Source organism: Brevibacterium sp. ACRRH (assembly GCF_022346365.1).
Taxonomy (GTDB): Bacteria; Actinomycetota; Actinomycetes; order Actinomycetales; family Brevibacteriaceae; genus Brevibacterium; species Brevibacterium paucivorans.
Genome location: NZ_JAKRMN010000007.1, coordinates 47,283 through 67,574 on the forward strand (window position 1 = coordinate 47,283; position 20,292 = coordinate 67,574).

The 20,292-nt window shown below is 56.4% G+C and carries 17 protein-coding genes; 10 read left to right on the forward strand and 7 right to left on the reverse strand.

All coding sequences use genetic code 11. The features are described 5' to 3' along the window. The first annotated feature begins 25 nt into the window (after window positions 1-25). On the forward strand, window positions 26-487 hold the full coding sequence (locus MHX53_RS08325) for an Hsp20/alpha crystallin family protein (protein WP_239272156.1): 462 nt from the start codon (window positions 26-28) through the stop codon (window positions 485-487). Between the two features lie 71 nt (window positions 488-558). Here the strand turns inward: MHX53_RS08325 and MHX53_RS08330 are convergent, their stop codons facing one another. Both MHX53_RS08330 and MHX53_RS08335 read right to left on the reverse strand, forming a co-directional pair. Next, window positions 559-1,287: a class I SAM-dependent methyltransferase gene (locus tag MHX53_RS08330; RefSeq protein ID WP_239272158.1), complete on the reverse strand. Its 729-nt coding sequence runs from the start codon at window positions 1,285-1,287 to the stop codon at window positions 559-561. After that, entirely contained in the window at window positions 1,280-2,263 is a 984-nt protein-coding gene (locus MHX53_RS08335; RefSeq protein WP_239272160.1) for an endonuclease/exonuclease/phosphatase family protein, read from the reverse strand. The genes MHX53_RS08330 and MHX53_RS08335 overlap by 8 nt, the downstream gene beginning before the upstream one ends. 49 nt (window positions 2,264-2,312) lie before the next feature. On the opposite strand from MHX53_RS08335, the gene MHX53_RS08340 reads away from it, so the two are divergent. Continuing rightward, window positions 2,313-3,545 (forward strand): aminotransferase class I/II-fold pyridoxal phosphate-dependent enzyme, encoded by a 1,233-nt coding sequence (locus MHX53_RS08340; RefSeq protein WP_239272162.1) that lies wholly within the window; start codon window positions 2,313-2,315, stop codon window positions 3,543-3,545. A gap of 10 nt (window positions 3,546-3,555) precedes the next feature. Here MHX53_RS08340 and MHX53_RS08345 read toward each other — a convergent pair whose 3' ends face one another. Beyond that, window positions 3,556-4,050 carry a peptide deformylase gene (locus tag MHX53_RS08345; RefSeq protein ID WP_239272164.1) on the reverse strand — a complete coding sequence of 165 codons (495 nt, stop codon included), beginning with the start codon at window positions 4,048-4,050 and terminating at the stop codon, window positions 3,556-3,558. Further along, window positions 4,043-7,444, reverse strand: a complete 3,402-nt coding sequence (locus tag MHX53_RS08350) for a pyruvate carboxylase (RefSeq protein ID WP_239272166.1) — start codon at window positions 7,442-7,444, stop codon at window positions 4,043-4,045. The genes MHX53_RS08345 and MHX53_RS08350 overlap by 8 nt, the downstream gene beginning before the upstream one ends. A gap of 158 nt (window positions 7,445-7,602) precedes the next feature. On the opposite strand from MHX53_RS08350, the gene MHX53_RS08355 reads away from it, so the two are divergent. From MHX53_RS08355 to MHX53_RS08365, 3 genes are all read left to right on the forward strand, one after another. Continuing rightward, entirely contained in the window at window positions 7,603-8,709 is a 1,107-nt protein-coding gene (locus MHX53_RS08355) for an exonuclease SbcCD subunit D (RefSeq protein ID WP_239272168.1), read from the forward strand. Beyond that, complete coding sequence (locus tag MHX53_RS08360) at window positions 8,706-11,681, forward strand: SMC family ATPase (RefSeq protein ID WP_239272170.1); 2,976 nt, start codon at window positions 8,706-8,708, stop codon at window positions 11,679-11,681. The genes MHX53_RS08355 and MHX53_RS08360 overlap by 4 nt, the downstream gene beginning before the upstream one ends. A gap of 85 nt (window positions 11,682-11,766) precedes the next feature. After that, window positions 11,767-12,927, forward strand: coding sequence for an AAA family ATPase (locus MHX53_RS08365; RefSeq protein WP_343212362.1), 1,161 nt, complete (start codon window positions 11,767-11,769; stop codon window positions 12,925-12,927). Window positions 12,928-13,031: 104 nt separating this feature from the next. Here the strand turns inward: MHX53_RS08365 and MHX53_RS08370 are convergent, their stop codons facing one another. Then, on the reverse strand, window positions 13,032-13,601 hold the full coding sequence (locus MHX53_RS08370) for a MerR family transcriptional regulator (RefSeq protein ID WP_204514345.1): 570 nt from the start codon (window positions 13,599-13,601) through the stop codon (window positions 13,032-13,034). A 214-nt stretch (window positions 13,602-13,815) separates the two neighbouring features. Further along, complete coding sequence (locus MHX53_RS08375; RefSeq protein ID WP_239272172.1) at window positions 13,816-14,523, reverse strand: lysophospholipid acyltransferase family protein; 708 nt, start codon at window positions 14,521-14,523, stop codon at window positions 13,816-13,818. Between the two features lie 57 nt (window positions 14,524-14,580). Between MHX53_RS08375 and MHX53_RS08380 the strand changes: the two genes are divergently transcribed. The 3 genes from MHX53_RS08380 to MHX53_RS08390 all read left to right on the forward strand — a co-directional run bounded on the left by MHX53_RS08380 (window position 14,581) and on the right by MHX53_RS08390 (window position 17,550). Next, the gene (locus MHX53_RS08380) at window positions 14,581-15,336 is read left to right on the forward strand and encodes an alpha/beta fold hydrolase (RefSeq protein ID WP_239272174.1); all 756 of its coding nucleotides are present in this window, start codon (window positions 14,581-14,583) and stop codon (window positions 15,334-15,336) included. Continuing rightward, window positions 15,333-15,746 carry a hypothetical protein gene (locus tag MHX53_RS08385; protein WP_204514342.1) on the forward strand — a complete coding sequence of 138 codons (414 nt, stop codon included), beginning with the start codon at window positions 15,333-15,335 and terminating at the stop codon, window positions 15,744-15,746. Before MHX53_RS08380 ends, MHX53_RS08385 begins: the two co-directional genes overlap by 4 nt. Window positions 15,747-15,828: 82 nt before the next feature. Beyond that, window positions 15,829-17,550: a DEDD exonuclease domain-containing protein gene (locus MHX53_RS08390; RefSeq protein WP_239272176.1), complete on the forward strand. Its 1,722-nt coding sequence runs from the start codon at window positions 15,829-15,831 to the stop codon at window positions 17,548-17,550. Here MHX53_RS08390 and trpD read toward each other — a convergent pair. Next, on the reverse strand, window positions 17,500-18,579 hold the full coding sequence (trpD, locus tag MHX53_RS08395; protein WP_239272178.1) for an anthranilate phosphoribosyltransferase: 1,080 nt from the start codon (window positions 18,577-18,579) through the stop codon (window positions 17,500-17,502). The two genes, MHX53_RS08390 and trpD, sit on opposite strands and share 51 nt — an antisense overlap. A 189-nt stretch (window positions 18,580-18,768) precedes the next feature. Here trpD and MHX53_RS08400 point away from each other — a divergent pair, with 189 nt between their 5' ends. Together MHX53_RS08400 and MHX53_RS08405 are read left to right on the forward strand one after the other, a co-directional pair. Next, window positions 18,769-19,443: a heme-copper oxidase subunit III gene (locus tag MHX53_RS08400; protein ID WP_275433679.1), complete on the forward strand. Its 675-nt coding sequence runs from the start codon at window positions 18,769-18,771 to the stop codon at window positions 19,441-19,443. Between the two features lie 38 nt (window positions 19,444-19,481). Further along, the gene (locus tag MHX53_RS08405) at window positions 19,482-20,267 is read left to right on the forward strand and encodes a cytochrome c (RefSeq protein ID WP_204514339.1); all 786 of its coding nucleotides are present in this window, start codon (window positions 19,482-19,484) and stop codon (window positions 20,265-20,267) included. Window positions 20,268-20,292 lie beyond the last annotated feature (25 nt).

Here is a 20,292-nt window from a genome sequence, read left to right on the forward strand (position 1 = left end):
TTCATTACAAGGAAGGTGATCTTCTATGGCTACTCGTTTTGACCCTATCCGTGACATCGACCGCTTCATCTCTGAAGTCACTCGCTCCAACTCCACCACACTCCCCATGGACCTGTTCCGTGACGGAGAGAACTACGTGGCACGCATAGACATGCCAGGTGTTCGCCCAGAAAGCATCGACGTTGACGTTGAAGACCGCACCCTGACGGTCCGCGCTGAACGTGAAGTTGAAGCTGGTGAAGGTGTCGAGTGGCTCACTCGCGAACGTCCAACCGGCACCGCGGCACGTCAGCTGACGCTGGGCAACCGGATCGCCGTTGACCGCATTGTTGCTGACTTCAGCGACGGTGTTCTCACACTCACGATCCCAGTGTCAGAAGAAGCTAAACCACGCAAAATCTCGATCTCCCACGGCGGGAATACCACCTCGGCGCCCACCGAACCAAACAATTCGCCACTGGCAGGCTCCTCCAACGCTGAGGCCTAAAGAAAACCTGGCTCACATCTAAAGAGCCTTCAATAAAAGGTCAGGCAGGGACACTCTCCGTGCCTGACCTTTTATGCATTCAACATCGCCACATAGGTAAGGCACACGTACGGCAGCTGCAAGGTCTCCCCCATGGGATTTTCTGTGAACAGATAGTCGCGAAGGTTGTTCACGATTCTGTCTCGCTGGTGTTGCCCCGAACGCAACCAATACGAACGCGTCGACGCCAGCCCCACCAGATCGTCAAACGTGAGCTTCTGTGTAAACGTGCTCACATGCGCCTCAACCTCGCCGAACGGGTCACCCAAATTTGGACGCCACTCCGGCCGGTACACATCGCCAGCGTGAATGATGCGTGCGATCCGCATGACCCATTCGTGTGACACGTCTAGCTGGTTGATCAGAATTGCCACTACTCCCCCAGGTGTTAGAACCCTGGCGCATTCCGTGACGGTTACCTCTGCGTCGACCCAGTGCCATGACTGCGCAAACGTCACCAAATCGACGCTGCCCGCGGGTAAAGGAATGTTTTCGGCGGTCCCAACCAAAGAGCGGCACGGGTTATGTTCCAGGGCCGAGGTGTCAGGGTCTACCGCGGTGACGTCCAGTCCGCGGTCGCGCAAGGCGACGCTGAGTTTTCCAGTTCCCGCGCCGATATCGGCGACCCGTGGGCCAGGTGCGGCGTGTACACAGATATCCAACGCTTCTCTGGGGTATCCGGGCCGAAAACGCTCATACGCTTGCGGAGACTGACCAAAGTGACGCCCATGAAGGCGGTTACTGATCTTGGGTTCAACCATCAGCGTCCTGAAACGCGTACGAAAACTCGAGACCGCGGTGATCGCTCCCGTCGATCACGAACATTTCACCCTTGTACGGAGTGAGCAACTCGGGGTTATACAGGTGGTGATCGATGCGCGCACCAAGCATACTCGACCACTTTGATGGCCAACTCCCTCGGGAACCCATATTGAGTTCTTCGGCTGAGTCTGAGCACCTGCCAGTGCGCATCAGTGGCGAATCCGTTGTCGCGTTGAAGTCACCAGCAATCAAGGTTGCACGCTCACAGATATCACGCTCTGTCTTGACGCTGTGTGCCCAATTGCGCTGTTCGACCGCACTCTGGACAGGAGCATGAGCGTGGATGGAATAGAACTCGCCGAGTGAGGTGCGTACACCAGCCGTAGCAAACGGGAGCGAGTGCGCGTCGATGACCTCCGGCTCTAGGTCGTGCTTGACCATGACCAAAGAATCAGCGTCTGTGGGTGAGGCAGTGGGCGTCTCGGGTGTGACCAGATATGCATCCGACAGCCCGAACTTCTCAAGCTTGTCCTCAACTGTCGTGTGAGCGGCCTCTTGCAACGCGACGATATCTGCATCAGTATCGTGAATCCGCTTAAACAGCCTGTCGTACGAATCGTTACCGATCAGAACGTTCGCACTTACCACGGTGAGTTTGTCGCCAGAGGGGGCTGCCACCTCGGCGGAATTACGCAAACCTTTTGACGCCCACTGAACGCCAACGATGCCCGTAAACAGAGCTACGACAACCAACATGGCAAGTAGCATGGGCGATCGCCAGAACGCCAACACAAGAAGACCCAGCAGTGTAGCGCCACCCACAACGGCAAGCGCAAAAGGTCGCATGGCAGTAAAGTGAACGAATCCAGTGACGGTGTGAAGGCTGAAAACTTCGGGGAAGAAACAGAGCAAGCTGATCAGGACCCCAAAGCCAGCACCGAAAATCACTGAGGGGCGTCGTAACGCATCAAGCATGATGCTTAGGATAGTGAATACAGAGCATCACGAAAGTCAGGGTTTTTTCATGGAGAATCTCGCACAAGCCCAAAACGAGTACACGGCGTTCCAAGAACGTGGCCTGTCACTCGACATTACACGCGGAAAGCCATCGGTCGAACAGCTTGACCTCTCTGCTGATTTGCTGACGAACGTCACCAACGAAACTGCTACGGCTGCCGATGGCACCGACACGCGCAACTACGGTGGATTGAAGGGTTTGACCGAACTCCGTGAGATCTTCTCCCCCCTTCTACAGGTGCCCACACAACAGCTGTTCGCGCAGGGCAATTCGTCGCTGGTGCTCATGAGCCAAGTCCTGCAGTTCCACCTACTGCACGACTCACCAGACGGCACCGCATGGGCCGGGAAGAAGCGCGCGATCCTATGTCCTGTTCCGGGCTATGACCGTCACTTTGGTCTCGCTGAGAGCCTGGGATTTGAACTGATTCCCATTGAGATGGACGACGAAGGGCCTGTGCTCGAGCAGGTTGCTGAATACGCTTCCCGCGATGACGTGAAAGGCATGTGGGTCGTCCCCGCATATTCGAACCCCACCGGCATCAATGTGTCGCCTGAACGCGCTCAAGCGCTGGCTGAGATGCCAGCGTCGGCTGACTTCAAACTCTTCTGGGACAACGCTTACGCGCTCCACCACTTGGGTGATAACAACCAAGCGCCTGTTCTGGACATCCTGGATGTGTGCAGCAAGGCCGGCAACCCCAACCGCGTGTGGATCTTTGCCTCGACTTCTAAGGTCACTCAGGCAGGCGCGGGCGTGGCATTTATTGGCTCCTCACAGCAGAACATGGAGTGGTATGAATCGTGCCTCTCCCCCACATGCATTGGGCCCGATAAGATCAACCACCTTCGCCACGCACGGTTCTTCCGTAGCGCTGACGGTGTGCGCGCCCACATGCAGGCGCATGCGGCGATTCTCCAGCCCAAGTTTGAGCTGGTTGAAAAGGTGCTGGACCGTGATCTGGGCAGTGTTGAAGGGGTTTCGTGGACACAGCCCCACGGTGGCTACTTCATCACGCTCACGGTGCCGCAAGGCACGGCTAGCCGCGTTGTTGAACTCGCCGCGCAGGCTGGAGTCAAACTCACGCCAGCGGGGTCCACGCACCCATACGGTGAGGATCCCACTGACTCAATTATTCGCCTTGCGCCTTCGATGCCCACGCTCGAAGAGCTCGAAGTAGCCATTGAGGGGCTCGTTGCGTGCGTTCGGGTGGCTGTGGCAGAACGTACCGAAGGGTAGAGCGGGCTCGCTACTTCATAAACCAGTCTGACTGTCGAATCTGGCGCATGGCCTCTTTTCGACGGTCAGACGGTAAGGTCTGCACGTACACCACGCCGTTCAAGTGATCGGTTTCGTGTTGCAACATCTGTGCAAACACCCCGTCACCCGAAATCTCAACGGCCTGACCGTGTTCATCGACCCCGCGTACTGTCGCAAACTCGTAGCGAGGAGTTGGGAAGAATAGTCCCGGGACTGACAGGCAACCCTCGTCAATATCCCGAACCTCGCCACTTGTAACGACCTCGGGATTGAAAACCGCTCCCCTACGACCGTGCAAGTCATACCCAAAGGCGCGCACAGCGATACCGATCTGCGGGGCGGCAACGGCGGCGCGACCTTTCGGCGCTGCCGTGTCCAACAAATCCTGTGCCAGCGCGACGGTGGACTCTCCGAACTGGGTCACCGGCTCACACGTTGTACGCAGAACCGGATCCCCAAACGTACGAATCGCGCGATTAGCCATCGATCACAACGACTAGGTCGCCACCTTCAAGCTGCGCGACTGGGCCAATTGCCAAACGAGACACCGTTCCATCGATGTGGGAGGTGATCGAGGCTTCCATCTTCATCGCTTCGATCGTGGCAACCGTCTGGCCTGCCTTGACCTTGTCGCCTTCCTTCACCTGCAGAGTGACAACACCAGCGAACGGGCTGGCCACGTGACCAGGGTTTGAGGTGTCGGCACGTTCGGCCGCCGCAACGTCAACCTTGATGGATTCGTCGCGTACCGACAGCGGGCGCAGCTGACCATTTAGAGTACACATCACGGTGCGCATACCGCGGTCATCGGCCGCACCGATTGCCTGGATGCCCAGAAGAAGCGCCTTACCCTTGTCGATGACAACGGCGTGCTCTTCGCCCTCTTCCAGACCGTACAGGTAGTCGGTGGTGTTGAGGACCGAAAGATCGCCGTAGGTATCGCGCATGCTGAGGAACTCCTTGGCCGGCTGCGGGAAGAGCAGACGGTTCAGAGTGTCACGACGCACTTCACCCTGTTCGTCCAAAAGCTTGGAGTCGTTAGGCGAAAGTTCGCTTGCAGGGGCCTTGTGGGTGCGTCCTTCCAGCGCCTTGGTGCGGAAAGGCTCTGGCCAGCCACCCGGAGGGTCCCCGAGGTCGCCGCTGAGGAATCCGACAACAGAGTCTGGGATGTCGTAGTTCTGTGGGTTCTCAGCGAAGTCCTGTGGGTCCGCTCCCACTGCGACCATGTGCAGTGCGAGGTCACCCACGACCTTCGAAGAAGGAGTCACCTTGACGAGGTGGCCCAGAATCTTGTCGGCAGCCGCGTAGAAGTCTTCAATTTCTTCGAACTTTTCACCCAGTCCTAGAGCGTTTGCCTGCTGGCGCAAGTTGGACAGCTGACCGCCCGGAATTTCGTGCTTGTACACGCGTCCGGTTGGTCCAGGAAGCCCAGATTCGAATGGCTTGTAGACGTTGCGCACACTCTCCCAGTAAGGTTCGAGGTCCTCAACGTTGCGCAGGTTCAGCCCGGTGTCGCGTTCGGTGTTTTCAAACGCGGCGACCAGAGCTGAAAGCGACGGCTGGCTGGTGGTTCCTGCCATCGAAGCGCTTGCTGCGTCCACGACGTCTGCCCCTGCTTCAGCAGCGGCGATGAGTGTCGCCAACTGACCACCTGCAGTGTCGTGGGTGTGGACGTGAACCGGCAGGTCGAAGTTTGAACGAAGCGCAGAGACCAGCTTCTTGGCTGCTGCAGGGCGCAACAGGCCGGCCATGTCCTTAATTGCTAGGACATGGGCGCCAGACTCGACGATCTCTTCAGCAAGGTTGAGGTAGTAGTCGAGCGTGTAGAGCTTCTCGTTGGGGTTGTTGAGGTCCGAAGTGTAGCAGAGTGCTACTTCGGCAACCGCAGTTCCCGTGTTGCGAACGGCGTCGATAGCTGGGCGCATCTGGTTGACGTCGTTGAGTGCGTCGAAAATACGGAAGATGTCGACACCAGTGCGTGTTGCTTCGTCAACGAACGCGTCCGTGACCTTGGTGGGGTACGGGGTGTAACCCACGGTGTTACGACCACGCAGAAGCATCTGCAGGTTGAGGTTCGGCATGGCGTCGCGCAGCTTCTCGAGACGTTCCCACGGGTCTTCTGCAAGGAAGCGCAGAGCGACGTCGTACGTAGCGCCACCCCATGCTTCGACACTGAGAAGTTCAGGAGTCATGCGTGCGACGTACGGTGCGACATCGACGAGATCGCGGGTACGCACACGGGTTGCCAAAAGCGACTGGTGGGCATCGCGGAACGTAGTGTCGGTGACGCGCAGAGCGTTCTCTTGGCGCAGCGCCTGTGCCCACTTTTCAGGTCCCAGTTCCTGTAGCTTCTGGCGGTGACCTGCAGGTGCTTCACCTGAAATGTCGAATTGGGGAAGCTTCTCACGGGGCTGCAAGGCAACAGGAGACGATCCGTGTGGACGGTTCACGGTGACGTTCGCCAGATACTCAAGAAGCTTCGAACCACGGTCGGCACCGACCTTTGCTTCAAGCAGGTACGGGCGTTCATCAATAAACGTCGTGGCGAGGTCGCCAGCCTGGAAAGCAGGATCAGCCAGGACGGCACGCAGGAACCCAATGTTGGTAGCTACACCGCGAATACGGAACTCAGCCAACGCACGGTTGGCACGTGAAGCCGCCTGCTCAAAGGTGCGTCCGCGCGTGGTGCACTTCACCAGCATGGAGTCAAAGTGGGCCGACACCTCGGCGCCCGCATAGACGGTTCCGCCGTCAAGGCGGACACCGGCACCACCGGCGGAGCGGTAGGCGGTGATGGTTCCCGTGTCAGGTCGGAACGAGTTCGCCGGGTCCTCGGTGGTGATACGGCACTGGAGCGCAGCGCCCTTGATGTGGATGTTGTCTTGTGTAAGGCCAAGTTCATCGAGTGAAGCTCCGGCTGCGATCCGCATCTGCGACTGCACGAGGTCGACGTCGGTGATCTCTTCAGTCACCGTGTGTTCCACCTGGATGCGCGGATTCATCTCGATGAACGCGTGTTTGCCCTTACGTGGACCTTCCGTTTCGAGCAGGAATTCGACCGTTCCGGCGTTCTGGTAACCCAAGGCCCGGGAGAACTTCAGAGCATCTTCGTGAAGAGCCTGTGCGATTTCGGGGTCGAGGTGTGGAGCGGGAGCAATCTCGACGACTTTCTGGTGGCGACGCTGAATCGAGCAGTCGCGCTCAAAAAGGTGAACAGCATTGGAGTCGTTGTCAGCGAGAACCTGCACCTCAATGTGGCGTGGTCGCTGAACGGCCTGTTCAATGAAGACGGTCGGGTCGCCAAACGCACCTTCAGCTTCTCGCATAGCCGCCTTAAGCGCGTCGACAAGCTCAGTGCGCGAGTTGACGCGACGCATACCGCGTCCACCACCACCGGCGACTGCCTTGACGAAGAGCGGAAACTCCATTTCTTCGGATTCGGCGAGCAATTTGTCGAGGTCTGCCGAAGGGCGGGTCGAAGCAAGCGTTGGAATGCCAGCGCGACGGGCTGCGTCGAGAGCGTCGACTTTGTTTCCGGCCATTTGGAGAACTTCGGCTGCGGGCCCAATGAAGGTAATTCCATTAGCGTCACATGCGCGTGCCAGATCCGGGTTCTCGGAAAGGAAACCGTAACCGGGGTAGATCGCGTCGGCGCCGGATTCCTTTGCGACACGGATAATCTCTTCGACGCTCAAATAAGCGCGAACCGGGTGTCCCTTTTCGCCAATCAGGTACGCTTCGTCAGCTTTGAGGCGGTGCTCAGAGTTGCGGTCCTCATATGGGAAAACTGCGACGGTTGACGCTCCCAATTCGTATGCCGCACGGAATGCGCGAACCGCGATTTCACCGCGGTTGGCAACCAGAACCTTTTTGAACATGTAGGCCCTTCCTTGTTTCACGTAGGCAGATTCGCCCCACGCCATTTTCTACGCTTCTACTTTACAAAAGTACATGTGTTCTACACGACACCGGGCACCTTTGTGCGTGGTGTCGCGACGTGACTTTCTGTGTCAGTGCCTCTCGATACGCTTATGGCATGCGGTTTCTTCATACATCGGATTGGCATTTGGGGCGCTCGTTCCACGGCGTGGATCTCACTGATGCGCAAAGTCGCTTCGCTGACCATTTTGTCGAGTTGGCCCAAGACGGCTCGTACGATGCAGTAGTTGTGAGCGGTGATGTGTATGACCGCGCGGTGCCTCCTATCGATGCACTTCACCTGTTTGACCGCACGATCACCCGCTTGGCCGATGCCGGGATTCGTGTCATCGCATCGAGCGGCAACCACGACTCGTTTCATCGGCTGGGTTTTAGCCGTCACCAGTTGGACCGCGTAGGAATCCACTTACGTACACATGTGGAAGATATTCTATGGCCCATTGATATGGGCGACTGTGTCATTTATGCGATCCCCTACCTCGAACCCGCCCTCGTGCATCGGGCTCTGAACGTTCAACGGAATCACCAGTCCGTTATCTCCCATTGCGTACAAGAGATCCATGCGCATGCAGAGCAACATTTCCCAGGTCGTCCGGTAGTTGTCGTTGCTCATGCGTTTGTGACAGGTGCGACTCCTTCAGAGTCTGAACGCGAAATCGGAGTGGGCGGTGTAGGCAACGTTGGCAGTGGCGTTTTCACGAAAGTCGCGTATGCCGCTCTAGGGCACTTACACCGACCCCAAGAGATCACTCAAGGAGTTGTGTATTCCGGATCCCCCATCCCTTATTCATTTGAAGAAGCACGTATTCCGAAAACCGTGCAAGAGGTGCAGGTCGACGCCGACGGCGTGAAGTACCACGCGATTAAGCTTCCTCAATTCGTGCGAGCCCACAGCATTCGATGCAGTTTTGAGCAAGCCCTGACTCGCGACTGGTCTGATAAAGATGCTCTCGTTGAACTTGAACTCACTGACAGAAAACGGGTTCCACAAGCGCTTCAAAAGCTCAAAGTGAAAATTCCTAACCTCATTCACCTGCGCTGGGTGGACGAGCATCTTCAACGCTCACCCGCCGAACACGTCCACACAGAGCGCACGACTGATACTGCCGTGTTCAGTGCGTTCATGAAACATGTCACGCAACACGATCCCACGCCGGAAGAACTAGAACTCTTCCACGAAGCACTGCGAGGTGGACAACAATGAGAATTCTGCACCTCACGATCGAGGGATTTGGACCGTTCGCAAGTAAGGAAGAAATCGATTTCCAAACGCTGACATCAGACGGCCTTTTCCTGATTGCGGGACCCACAGGAGCAGGCAAAACGAGTATTCTCGACGCCATCTGCTTTGCGCTCTACGGAAAGGTTCCGGGAGGCCGGGGCCAGGTGAAACAGCTACGGTCACAGTTCGCGTCTCCGCATACGACAACTCGAGTAATCCTCGACTGCGAAGTACGGAGCAAACGCTTTAAGATCGAGCGATCGCCGTCCTATGAACGCACCAAACAGCGTGGCACTGGAATGACGACGCAGCCAGCAAGTGTCAGCTATCACGAATACATCGGGGGTGAATGGATCGGCCGGTCACGTAGGCACGAGGAAGTCGCTCAGATTGTTCACGAGAACGTAGGCCTGAACGGCGATCAGTTCACGCGCGTCATGATGTTGCCACAGGGAGACTTCTCTGCGTTCCTTCGAGCAAATGCCACGGAGCGGGAAGCCATCCTTGAACGACTTTTTGGAACCGAACGGTTCGGCATGGTGGCCGCAAACCTCAGTCGGATGCAAAGTGAGGCAAATAAAAGCACCTCGGAAATTCGAACGCGACGTGCTGAGAAGATCACGCGCTTTTTAGAAAACGCTCACGTGCCAGGCATTCGGCAGCTTTCAACACACCCATCCCTGACGAATGTCGGTGCTGCCGCGACAGTCGCGTACATCGAAGAGGAAAGTCGATACCAGACTGCTCAGCGCGTGAATGACATGGCCCAATCACGTAAAGATACGGCAGAGTCACGTGTGGAAGAGCTTCGCCAAAGACGCGATGACGCGGAACATTTTCTCAAGCACCGTGAAGTGGAAAGAAAGTACGACCCCGAAGGGCACTCGCAGTACGCGAAACGCGTCAAACGTATGAGGGAAGCCCACAGAATTGGGCCCGCATGGGACGAATATGAACGTGCCAGGCGACTGGCCAACAAGGTTCGAGCTGAACGCGATGAAGCGGCTTCGCCGTTCGACAACAGTGCCAGCGAATTAAAGGAACTGCTCGACGTCACGCGCAGATCACGTCGCGCCTTTAGTGAACTCGAAGCGCTCGATGCCCACAAGACACAACTCGAGCAGCAGCTGGGCGATTACTCGTCTCGTGTTGACACGCTGACTCAGCACGTTGAAGAAAAACGCGCCCAGTTTGAGGCACTTGATGATCCACACGTGATTACACACGCAGTCGACCAGGCACAGAATGCTTATGAAGATTCCACAGCGGTGCGTGACCGTGTGTACGCACTCGATTCCAAGCTACAGAAACTCACTCAGAATTGTGAACGTCTGAAGGACCAACTCGAAGAAGCACGTGTACGCGCACAGGAAGCGCGGAAGGCGTATGACTCCATTCGATCTCAACAATTAGCTGGTATTGCTGGGGAACTTGCCGCCAAACTACACAAGAACAAGTCGTGCCCAGTATGTGGTTCCACCGATCACCCCTCCCCCGCACACAAGCAGCCCCAGGCCCCGGGGCAAGCGGACGAAGACAACGCGTTCGACGCGATGTCACAAGCGAATGAACGGCACTCTGTGCTCAGCGGCGAGTATGTGAAAGAACGTGCCACATGGGAAGAGCTTTCAAAGCAACGGCAAGAATATGAACAGACGTCGGAAATTGAACAGCAGTGTGTACGTAAACAGGCCGAATACAGAAGACTTCAAGATGAGCATAAACGCTTGACGGAAACACACGCGAAGCTTCAGAAAGAGCTTGAGCAAGCGGAACACGCCATGGAAGCAATGCGTGTCAAACAGACCGACTGCGAAAAAGAACGCATCCGCGTGGACACCCAAATTGAGCACCTTGAGTCTGAAACCTCGGTACCCGAATCGTTGCTCAACGTTATCGATAGGTCTGCCCCTACGCGTGCAACTCAAGCGCAGGATCTCGAACGATATGTGGAGTCGCTTGTGCAACGGGTAGAGAAGAGCCTGGAGCTATCCCGAGAACTGCAATCCCGGATCACCGACCTCCATGAGCGGGAAAGTGAGTGGGCGACTGCGTTTGACACCTCGGTCTTTACCGAACATGACGAATTCAACGAACTGCGAAGCGCGGATCTCGAGGACGCTTCACACCGACTCAACTTGATGGAGCAACACGCGACCCTTCTGCGGGAAAATCGTGCATCTGATTGGTACGCGCGAGGTATCGACGAACCTCTCACATACGATCAACTGACTGAGCGTGTCATGGCGCAACAACGTGTACTAGAGAGCTACACAGCAGACCTTGATGTGGCCAGCAAACGGCTGTTTCACGCCATGAAGAGGCGAGATGCTGCCCACCACGCGCGGAGCACGGCCCTTGAACAGGAACGTTCCTGTGAAACGGAACTCGCGCACAACGAACGCATCGTAGAGCTGGCGCAGATCGTCAACGCGACTAGCCCGTCCAACGCTCCCCGCATCACACTCAAGTCTTTCGTGCTGGGTGAAATGTTTGCTCAAGTAACGCAAGCGGCGTCGGACAGGCTCGAGGTGATGTCTCGCCAGCGCTATCGCCTCGAACACGCGTATGAACGCCAAACTGGGCAAACAAAAGGTGGTTTGCTCCTGAAAGTTGTCGACACCTTCACATCGGAAGAGCGGGACCCGCGAACACTGTCAGGCGGCGAGTCCTTTATGGCTTCGCTCAGCTTGGCACTGGGCCTTGCCGACACTGTTTCTGCACACGCAGGTGGTATTCAATTGGACTCCCTGTTTATTGACGAAGGTTTTGGCAGTCTTGACCCTCAAGCGCTGGACGCAGTCATGACAGTGCTCGACGAGTTGCGTGCGCACGGTAGATCTGTTGGCGTCATTTCACACGTCGAAGAAATGCAGCAGTCAATCCCATGCAAACTTCAGGTGGCCCCGTCACCGACCGGCTCAACGAGCTCGATTGTCACCGGCAGTTCGTAGTGTGCAACACGCGTTGACGCCAGTCGTGTGTTCACAATTAGCGACCTTAAGACACCAAACGGGCAGAATCCGCTAACGTTAGAGTGTGCTTGTTCTTAGCGTTTCTAGTCTAAAAGGTGGGGTCGGTAAGACCTCCGTAACTCTGGGGCTCGCCTCAGCGGCGTTGAGCCGTGGCATTCCTACGCTCGTCGTGGATATGGATCCTCAGGCAGATGCTTCAACTGGGCTCGATGTTCCGGTCACTACCCCAGCTGACATTGCGGATGTTCTTTCTGCCCCCAAGAGCAAACTCGTCAACCAGGCGATCACCCCTTCTGGATGGGTTGAAGGGAAACACGGCGTACTCGACGTGATTCCCGGTTCGCCTCGGGCCGCGGAGTTCGATCGGCCCTCGCTGTCAGACCGGTACCTTAAACGTCTACGCGAAGCCATCAAGCGCAATGGCTCCAAGTACCGCCTGGTACTCATCGACTGCCCTCCATCGCTCAACGGGCTCACTCGAGCTGCGTGGACAGCGAGCCAGCGAGTCTTAATCGTGACGGAACCCGGCCTGTTCTCAGTGGCCGCTGCCGACCGCGCTTTGCGAGCCACCGATGAACTTCGTCGTAGGAGTGCCGCTAAGCTTCAACCTCTGGGTATCGTCGTTAACCGCGTGCGTCCCTCATCTCGCGAACAGAGTTTCCGGATTCAAGAGCTCAAAGATATGTTTGGGCCGCTTGTCCTCAACCCGCCACTATCGGAACGTACCGTACTTCAGCAGGCGCAGGGATCGGCACGCCCGATCCACGAATGGCCGGGTAAGCCAGCCGGTGAACTCGCGTCTGCATTTGATTCCATTCTTGACCGCGCATTGCGCAGTATGAATGTGCGCGGAAAAGGTGGAACACGCGATTCGTCTGGAACGAAGCCTCAAGAGCCGAACGCTGAAGCTCCTAAGGAAACGCCGAAGACGCCGTCGCCACAACCGAAGGCCGAGGCTCCAAAGAAACCCGTTGGGGCCCCACAAAAGCCTGCTGACGCCCCAAAGAAGTCAGCCGAAAAGAAAGCTACCAAAACGGGCAAGGACGTAAAAACAGACAAGGGTTCAAAACCAGACACCGACGCAAAGCTTGAAAAACCAAAGAAAAAGTCTAAGGAACCTACTCAGGCATCCGATCACAATGCGAACGCAGCGGGATTCGACGCCATGCTTTCGCGCAAGATTGAGTCGATGAAGGAAACCAAAGGACGCAAACCAAAGCACTAGTGCGATCAATCTGTAAAACACAGAGCACACAAAATGAGCGGGGAACCAACCGGTTCCCCGCTCAATGTTAATCCCCCAAAATAAAAGCTTTTAAGTAGCGCGACCTAGCCGATCTTCTTCTTAGCAGCGCGACGCAACGCAAGTTCGTCAACAGGTGCGACAGGAGCTTCAGGACGTTCGCTGGGCAGTTCAGCCAAAGTTCCTTCGACGTCGCGCCATACACGCCCAACCGAAATTCCAAAGACTCCCTGGCCTCCCTGAAGGAGGTCAATGACCTCGTCGGGAGAAGTGCATTCAAACACGGAAGAGCCGTCGCTCATGAGCGTGATGTTTGAAAGGTCATCGATACCGTGTTCACGCAGTGACCCCACAGCGACGCGGATCTGATTGAGTGAAACACCGGTGTCCAGCAGACGCTTGATGATCTTCAGCACCAGAATGTCGCGGAACGAGTAAAGACGCGTAGAACCCGAGCCGGATGCCGTCTGAATGGTCGGCTGGACCAGGTTGGTTCGTGCCCAGTAGTCGAGCTGACGGTACGTAATACCAATAACGTTGGCGACGACGGGTCCGCGATACCCAATTTCCTCGTTAAGTTCGGGTAGGTCGTCGTTAAATAGCAGTCCTTGCGCCTCGCGCGATTGGGACGCTGCTACTTCTGGGCTCTGGTTCACACCAATTACTCCTTACACCCCAGGGGGAAGTGGGGCTCAAGCGCTTGCGGAATTACTCCATTCTACATGCGCATGGCTTTCGGGATGATCTACGTAAACGAAACTATGTGCTTGGCGACCCTGACTCAACAACCGCGCAGATAACGATTTGGCGTGTCGCCGTTATCGAAATTATCGAACACTCACGCACCGCTTGCAGAAGGCAAAAGGGCCCTTACGAGCTAGGGTCAGAGTCCTTCTTTTCGGCCAGCAAACGTGTCTTCACTGTGGACGCATACGTGTCGACGTACTCCTGCCCCGACAGCCTCAGAATCTCGTACATGATTTCGTCGGTAATCGAGCGCAGGAGAAAACGGTCCTCGGGTACGTTCTCGTAGCGTGAAAAATCGATGGGCTTACCAAAAACAATTCCAACTCGGCGCAACTTTGGGACCATTTTTCCCTGAGGCTGAACCTTGTCCGTGCCGATAAGCGCCACCGGGACTACTGGACAACCAGACTCCAGCACCAGTCGCGCAACGCCGGTACGACCTCGGTAGAGGCGACCATCTGGGGAGCGCGTCCCTTCTGGGTAGATACCGAGCAACTTGCCGTCGTTGAGGACCTTTAAACCGGACTTGAGCGATGCCTCGGAAGCGGAGCCACCACCTCGGTCCATGGGCAACTGGTTCGTTGCCAAGAAGAACGACCGCACGAGCCGGCCCTTAATGCCAGGACCGGTGAAATAGTCCTTCTTCGCCAAGTACACGACCGGGCGGGGTGCGATGAGCGGAATGAAAATAGAGTCCATAAACGACAGGTGGTTACCCGCGATGATCGCGCCACCTTCTTCTGGAATGTTCTCAATCCCTCGGACCCATGGGCGGAAGAGGATCTTAAGCAACGGACCAACCAAGATCCGTTTGAGGACCCAATAAAACACTCGCTCACCTTTCGACGGTTCCGCATTCACTATATGGCACTGTGGCATGCTGGAAACATGACTGAGTTAACGACAACTGATTCTGTGTCGTCCCCGATTTCCTTGCGTGGCGAATCGTCTGCCGCAGTTGTGATGCTGCACGGTTTCACCGGCTCCCCGTATGTGTGGCGCGACATTGCGCACCGCGTGCATGCGTCGACGGGTGCGTCGGTGTCGGTTCCTCTTCTGCCTGGGCACGGCACGGTGTGGACAGATATGCTCGACTGCACGTGGGAAGACTGGGTTGACTGTGCGTTGGACGGAGTTGATTCGGCGCTTGCGGAACACGACCGCGTGGTTGTTACTGGGTTGTCGATGGGTGGCACGCTGGCGTTGGAGGCGTTGGTTTCTCGGCCCGAGGTTGCCGCCGGCGTGCTGGTTAACCCGGCTGTGTACGTTGATTCACCTCTTGCGCGTTTTGCGGGTGTGCTTTCGCCGTTCATTACAGATGTGAAGTCTATCGGTGGCGATATTGCACGGCCCGGCATGGATGAATACGCCTATCCACGCACCCCGTTGAGTGGAGTAGCCCAGTTGTACCGTGGATGTGAGCGCGTGCGTGCTCGGCTCTGGTCATTGCAAACGCCGGTGACACTGATGTCGTCTTCGACCGATAACGTGGTTGCTTCGCGGTCGAGTGATTTTATTGCCCGTACTGCACAAAACGTGAACCGTGTGATTATGCGTGAAAGTTTGCACGTGGCCACTCTGGATTATGATGCACCGATGATTATTCAGCAGATTGAACGTACCCTGGCACGTGACGAAGCATGAAAAATAGCGACAACGGTGACTCTGTTCCTGAATGGGAACGGCTGAGCGAAGACGAACGCGTCCGTGACGAAGATTGGGACGCGATTGTTGCCGATTTTGGACGTTCGACAGCGTACAACTCGGAAGTCTCGGCAGAAGAAGTCACCGAGTACCTTGAGCAACGCGAAGACTGGGAAGGTCCGGTCGTCGAAAAGGTGAATCTTAGTGATGCTCAGCCGGCGCGAGTCGTTTCGCTTGTCGCTTTGGTCGGTGGAATTCTTGCGATCATCGTGTTGGTGCTGTTTGTGCGGCCCGTGCCCATGTGGGCGTCCATCGTGTGCGTTGTGGCAGCCGCCGGAGGTGGCGTGGGGGCGATCTTCACCTTGCCTAAGGAAAGGCGCCACGACGATGACGGGGGCGCGCAAGTTTAGTGGTGTGCGAGGCGACGAGTTTCGTCATGCGTCCTGAACAGTCTGTGGCACCGTGTCAGTGCCATCTAGAACCATATGAGTTATGAACTATCGTTTTGACCGCTCCGCATCTCGCGGACCCATGACGTTTGCCGATCTGGGCACCGAACTCCACGATGTGACGTTCACTGTCGTCGACCTTGAAACCACGGGCGCCAATGCGGCCAACGGTGACATCACGGAGATCGGCGCGGTCAAAAGTCGTGGTGGAGAGATAATTGGTGAGTTTCAGACGCTTGTGAAACCCACCCGTTCCGTGATTTCGCCTTTTGTTGAGCGACTGACGGGCATTACTAACTCGATGGTGGCAACTGCGCCGGAATTATCTTCTGTGATCCCAATGTTTCTTGAGTTTGCACACGGAAGTACCTTGGTTGCGCACAACGCTGGCTTCGACATTGGATTTCTTCGCGAAGCGTGTGCACGTCTTGATTATCCGTGGCCATCGTATTCCGTGTTGGACACTGTGAAGTTGGCTAGGCTGTGCGTCACAAGGCAGGAAGTACGTAATCATAAACTTGGCACGCTCGCCACGTTCTTTAACGCGCCTACTCCCCCGGTACACCGGGCACTTGAGGACGCGCGTGCGACACACCATATTCTGCAGTGCATGTTCGAGCGCTTTGGTGCGCTGGGCGTGACCACTTTTGAAGAACTTGAGAGCCTCAAACCACAAGGGTGGAAAGTCCGGCAGTCAAAGAAACACCTAGCTAGAGATGTGCCACATGCACCCGGTGTGTACATGTTTGTCGACGGTTCCGACCGTGTTCTCTACGTGGGCAGTAGCCGAGACATGCGATCACGCGTCACGTCATACTTCAACGCTGCAGAGTCACGCGGACGAATGGCCGAAATGGTGACAGCGGCGCAGAGCATTCGAACAGTCGTATGTCCCACCGAGCTCGAAGCACGGGTGCGTGAAGTTCGCTTGATTGACGAACTTCAACCTCCGTATAACCGGCGTTCAAAAGGTGCATCGCGTGAGACGTGGCTCAAACTAACAACCGATAGATTCCCTCGTCTTTCGATAGCCCGGACGCCACCCGCACCGGGCATGCTGGCGTTGGGACCCTTCCGGAAGAACGCGTCAGCACGTGTCGCAAAAGATTTGCTGGAACGCATGTATCCGCTCAAGCGGTGTACTGCAAAACCAGAACGTGCCGATTTTCGACCATGCCCAGCCGGAGAAATGGGTAAATGCGGTGGTCCGTGCAACGGTGTCACGAATCCCCAGGAGTACCTGAACGGAATCAGCCCCGTAACCGCTCTCCTGGAGGGGCAACCTCAGGCGTTTGTCGACAACACGATGGACCATTTGAAACAGTTGGCAATTCATGAACGCTATGAAGAAGCGGCCCAAGCCCGAGACGTAGCCATCAGCGTCTTACGCGCGGGAGCACGCGGAGAACAAAACAGCAGCGTTGAAGAGTCGGGGCGACTCGCCGTCGCAGTAGCTACCGATCACGGGTTTGACGTAGCGGTTGTCCACCGCGGGCTCTTGGGGGCTTCAGAGCACGTCCCATGGGGAGCCGATCTGGGTAGCGTGTCTCACAGCTTGGCTCTCACCGCGGCACAGTTTCCAGAAAGCCACCGTGGGCTCGCCGAAGAGCGCTCACTGATCTACCACTGGGCCATGAACGACGGTGCCGTCCTTCTGGACTTAGAAGAGCCAATTGCTCAGCCCATCAACGGGTATCAGCAAGCTCTCAACGAGTCAGCCTTGGGCGCTCCGAAGATCCTGCGACGCACGGACCACCGAATCTAACTTGGCGCGCGCAGCCCCGGAGTCAACGACCTCGGCGACCGTGTCAAACTTCGCTGCCAACCGTTCCGTGAACGACCCCTCTGAGACGCAGTCAGCGGCAACCAACGCTGCCGCTGCGTTGAGGAGCACAACGTCACGCACCGGCGAATGTTCACCCGAGAGCGTACGCTGCATGACCGAGGCGTTGAACGCTGGATCTCCGCCGCGGAGGTCGTCTTTTGTTACACGTGGCAAACCCAAGGCTGCAGCGTCGAACTCCCAGTGCGTGATATTGCCGTCGCGGACTTCCCACACGTCGTTCACATCGGTGTTGCTGAGCTCGTCGAGCCCGTCGCGGGAACGAAACACGACTGCCTGGTCGCCACGGTTGTTAAGAACCCCAGTAACGAGGTCGATCATGGCAGGGTCAGCAACCCCAATAGCCGCCTTCTTAGTGCGCGCTGGGTTAGTAAGTGGCCCCAGGATGTTAAAAGCAGACGGAACAGCGATTTGCTTACGCACAGGTGCAATGAACCGCATCGACGGGTGATAGACGTTCGCGAAGAGGAACGCCATGTTCTCGCACTTGGCGAGCTCCGTGGCGGCTTCTGGGCCCAGTTCAAGCTGAAGGCCAAGGGTTTCGAGGACGTCAGCGGACCCGGACGCCGAGGACGTTGCCCGGTTTCCGTGTTTGAGGACCCGTTGCCCAGATGCGGCGATGATGAAAGAGGCGGTCGAGGAAATATTGACCGTCTTAGCACGGTCTCCCCCGGTTCCAACGATGTCCACCGAATCTTCGAGGCCGTCGATTCGCACAGCATGTTCATACATGGAGCGGACAAGGCCGTTGATCTCGTTAACCGTTTCGCCCTTTGCATGGTGCGCGACCAAGAACGATGCCATGGTGACGTCTGGGACAACACCGGACATAATTTGGTCCATCGCCCACGCCGAGGTGTCAGTATCCATGTGAACGCCGCGCATGAGACCAACAAGCAGGTCCGGCCAGTTGCGCACATCAGACATCGTGGCCGGTTGTGCAGTACTCATACGCTCTCCTCTGATCATTGTCTGTGTGAGATTTACTTCCGTGAAGCGAAGTAACGACTAAATGCTAGTGAGTCCTCGTTCATTTTTCGACACGCCCACCCGTTTTTCTCAAAAGTGCCTCTTTGCCACTATCCACGCGACTTTCCTGGTGGCACGCGAAGTAAACCGCACATCGTTCCTGAGTAAAAGATGAAATTACCCTGCCAACTGGGTAATAATAGGCCTGTGTCAACAGCAACTGCATCTCATTCAGCGCCAGTTCATCCAGTGATCAACCGGCCTAACACCTCAACCGTGGGGTTCATTGTTTGGCTTGGAAGTGAGCTGATGTTCTTTGCCGCGCTCTTCGCCATGTACTTCACCATTCGGTCTGTCGCGCCTGAAATGTGGCAGGAGGAAACGCCAAAACTGGCTGTTCCCTTCGCCTTGGCTAACACAACCGTCCTGGTGATCTCATCCATTACCTGTCAGTTCGGTGTTCACAAGGCCGAACACTTCAAGCCGGCACGTACCGGTGGCATCTTCGAGATTGGCAAGTGGGGAATGATCGAGTGGTACCTCCTCTCGTTCTTTCTCGGTGCAATCTTCATTGGTGGACAGGTCTTTGAGTACGCGACCCTCGTCAGTGAAGGTGTAGCCCTCAACTCGAACGCATACGGGTCGGTGTTCTACCTGACAACCGGTTTCCACGGTCTTCACGTGATCGGTGGGCTTATCGCCTTCTTGATGGTTGTCGGTCGTGCGTACGGTGCCAAGAAATTTGGTCACCGTGAAGCAACCTTTGCTGTCTGCGTGTCGTACTACTGGCACTTCGTGGACGTCGTGTGGGTTGCCCTGTTCGCAGTGATTTACCTCCTGCACTAATACTTATCGCCTAGCTCAGACAGAAAAGGACTCGTAACGTGAAGCTTCTAGCGCAACGCCGTCGCCACCCGCTGGCGCTGGTCGTCCTGTTGCTCGTGGGCCTGTTGGTGACCGGAGGTGCCTACGCACTCTTCACTAACAACTCAACCGCCACGGCACAGCAGGCTTCGGCCAAAGACATCGAAGCTGGTGAAAAGCTCTTCATTGCAAACTGCAAAACTTGCCACGGCGCAAATGCAGAAGGTAGCCCCAACGGACCAAGCCTCATTGGTGTAGGTGCGTCCGCTGTTGACTTCCAGGTGGGTACCGGACGTATGCCGCTTCAGATGCACGGGCCACAGGGCCAGGTGAAGAAGCCACAGTTCAGCCAGGACGAAATCGACCAGATGGCAGCGTATGTTGCTTCACTGGGCCCTGGACCTTCGCTTCCTGACGAAGAGTACCTGGACGCTTCCAAGGGTGACCCTGCTGCTGGTGGTGGACTCTTCCGCACAAACTGCGCAATGTGCCACAACGTTGTCGGTGCCGGTGGTGCGCTGACTCGTGGTAAGTACGCGCCAAACCTGTCTGAAGTGTCCGAGAAGCACCTCTACCAGGCAATGCAGACAGGGCCTCAGAACATGCCTATCTTCAACGATGCGAACCTCACACCTGAGCAGAAGCGCGACGTTATCGCCTACGTACGTACCGTGTCTGAACCGCCGTCACCAGGTGGTTTCAAGTTGGGCTCGATTGGGCCAGTCGCCGAAGGTCTGTTTATTTGGTTCTTCGGCCTTGGAGCAGTAGTTGGGATCACTGTGTGGCTGACCGCCCGCGCTAAGTGATCAAAGAAATCAGTATTGAGAACTA

Bases quoted from the DNA above. Each gene is read 5' to 3' on its own strand.
- MHX53_RS08385 (WP_204514342.1), top strand. From the start codon at position 15,333: ATGAAAAATAGCGACAACGGTGACTCTGTTCCTGAATGGGAACGGCTG.
- trpD (WP_239272178.1), bottom strand. From the start codon at position 18,579: ATGAGTACTGCACAACCGGCCACGATGTCTGATGTGCGCAACTGGCCG.
- MHX53_RS08350 (WP_239272166.1), bottom strand. From the start codon at position 7,444: ATGTTCAAAAAGGTTCTGGTTGCCAACCGCGGTGAAATCGCGGTTCGC.
- MHX53_RS08325 (WP_239272156.1), top strand. From the start codon at position 26: ATGGCTACTCGTTTTGACCCTATCCGTGACATCGACCGCTTCATCTCT.
- MHX53_RS08340 (WP_239272162.1), top strand. From the start codon at position 2,313: ATGGAGAATCTCGCACAAGCCCAAAACGAGTACACGGCGTTCCAAGAA.
- MHX53_RS08360 (WP_239272170.1), top strand. From the start codon at position 8,706: ATGAGAATTCTGCACCTCACGATCGAGGGATTTGGACCGTTCGCAAGT.
- MHX53_RS08355 (WP_239272168.1), top strand. From the start codon at position 7,603: ATGCGGTTTCTTCATACATCGGATTGGCATTTGGGGCGCTCGTTCCAC.
- MHX53_RS08345 (WP_239272164.1), bottom strand. From the start codon at position 4,050: ATGGCTAATCGCGCGATTCGTACGTTTGGGGATCCGGTTCTGCGTACA.
- MHX53_RS08380 (WP_239272174.1), top strand. From the start codon at position 14,581: ATGACTGAGTTAACGACAACTGATTCTGTGTCGTCCCCGATTTCCTTG.
- MHX53_RS08400 (WP_275433679.1), top strand. From the start codon at position 18,769: ATGAAATTACCCTGCCAACTGGGTAATAATAGGCCTGTGTCAACAGCA.
- MHX53_RS08335 (WP_239272160.1), bottom strand. From the start codon at position 2,263: ATGCTTGATGCGTTACGACGCCCCTCAGTGATTTTCGGTGCTGGCTTT.
- MHX53_RS08390 (WP_239272176.1), top strand. From the start codon at position 15,829: ATGAACTATCGTTTTGACCGCTCCGCATCTCGCGGACCCATGACGTTT.
- MHX53_RS08330 (WP_239272158.1), bottom strand. From the start codon at position 1,287: ATGGTTGAACCCAAGATCAGTAACCGCCTTCATGGGCGTCACTTTGGT.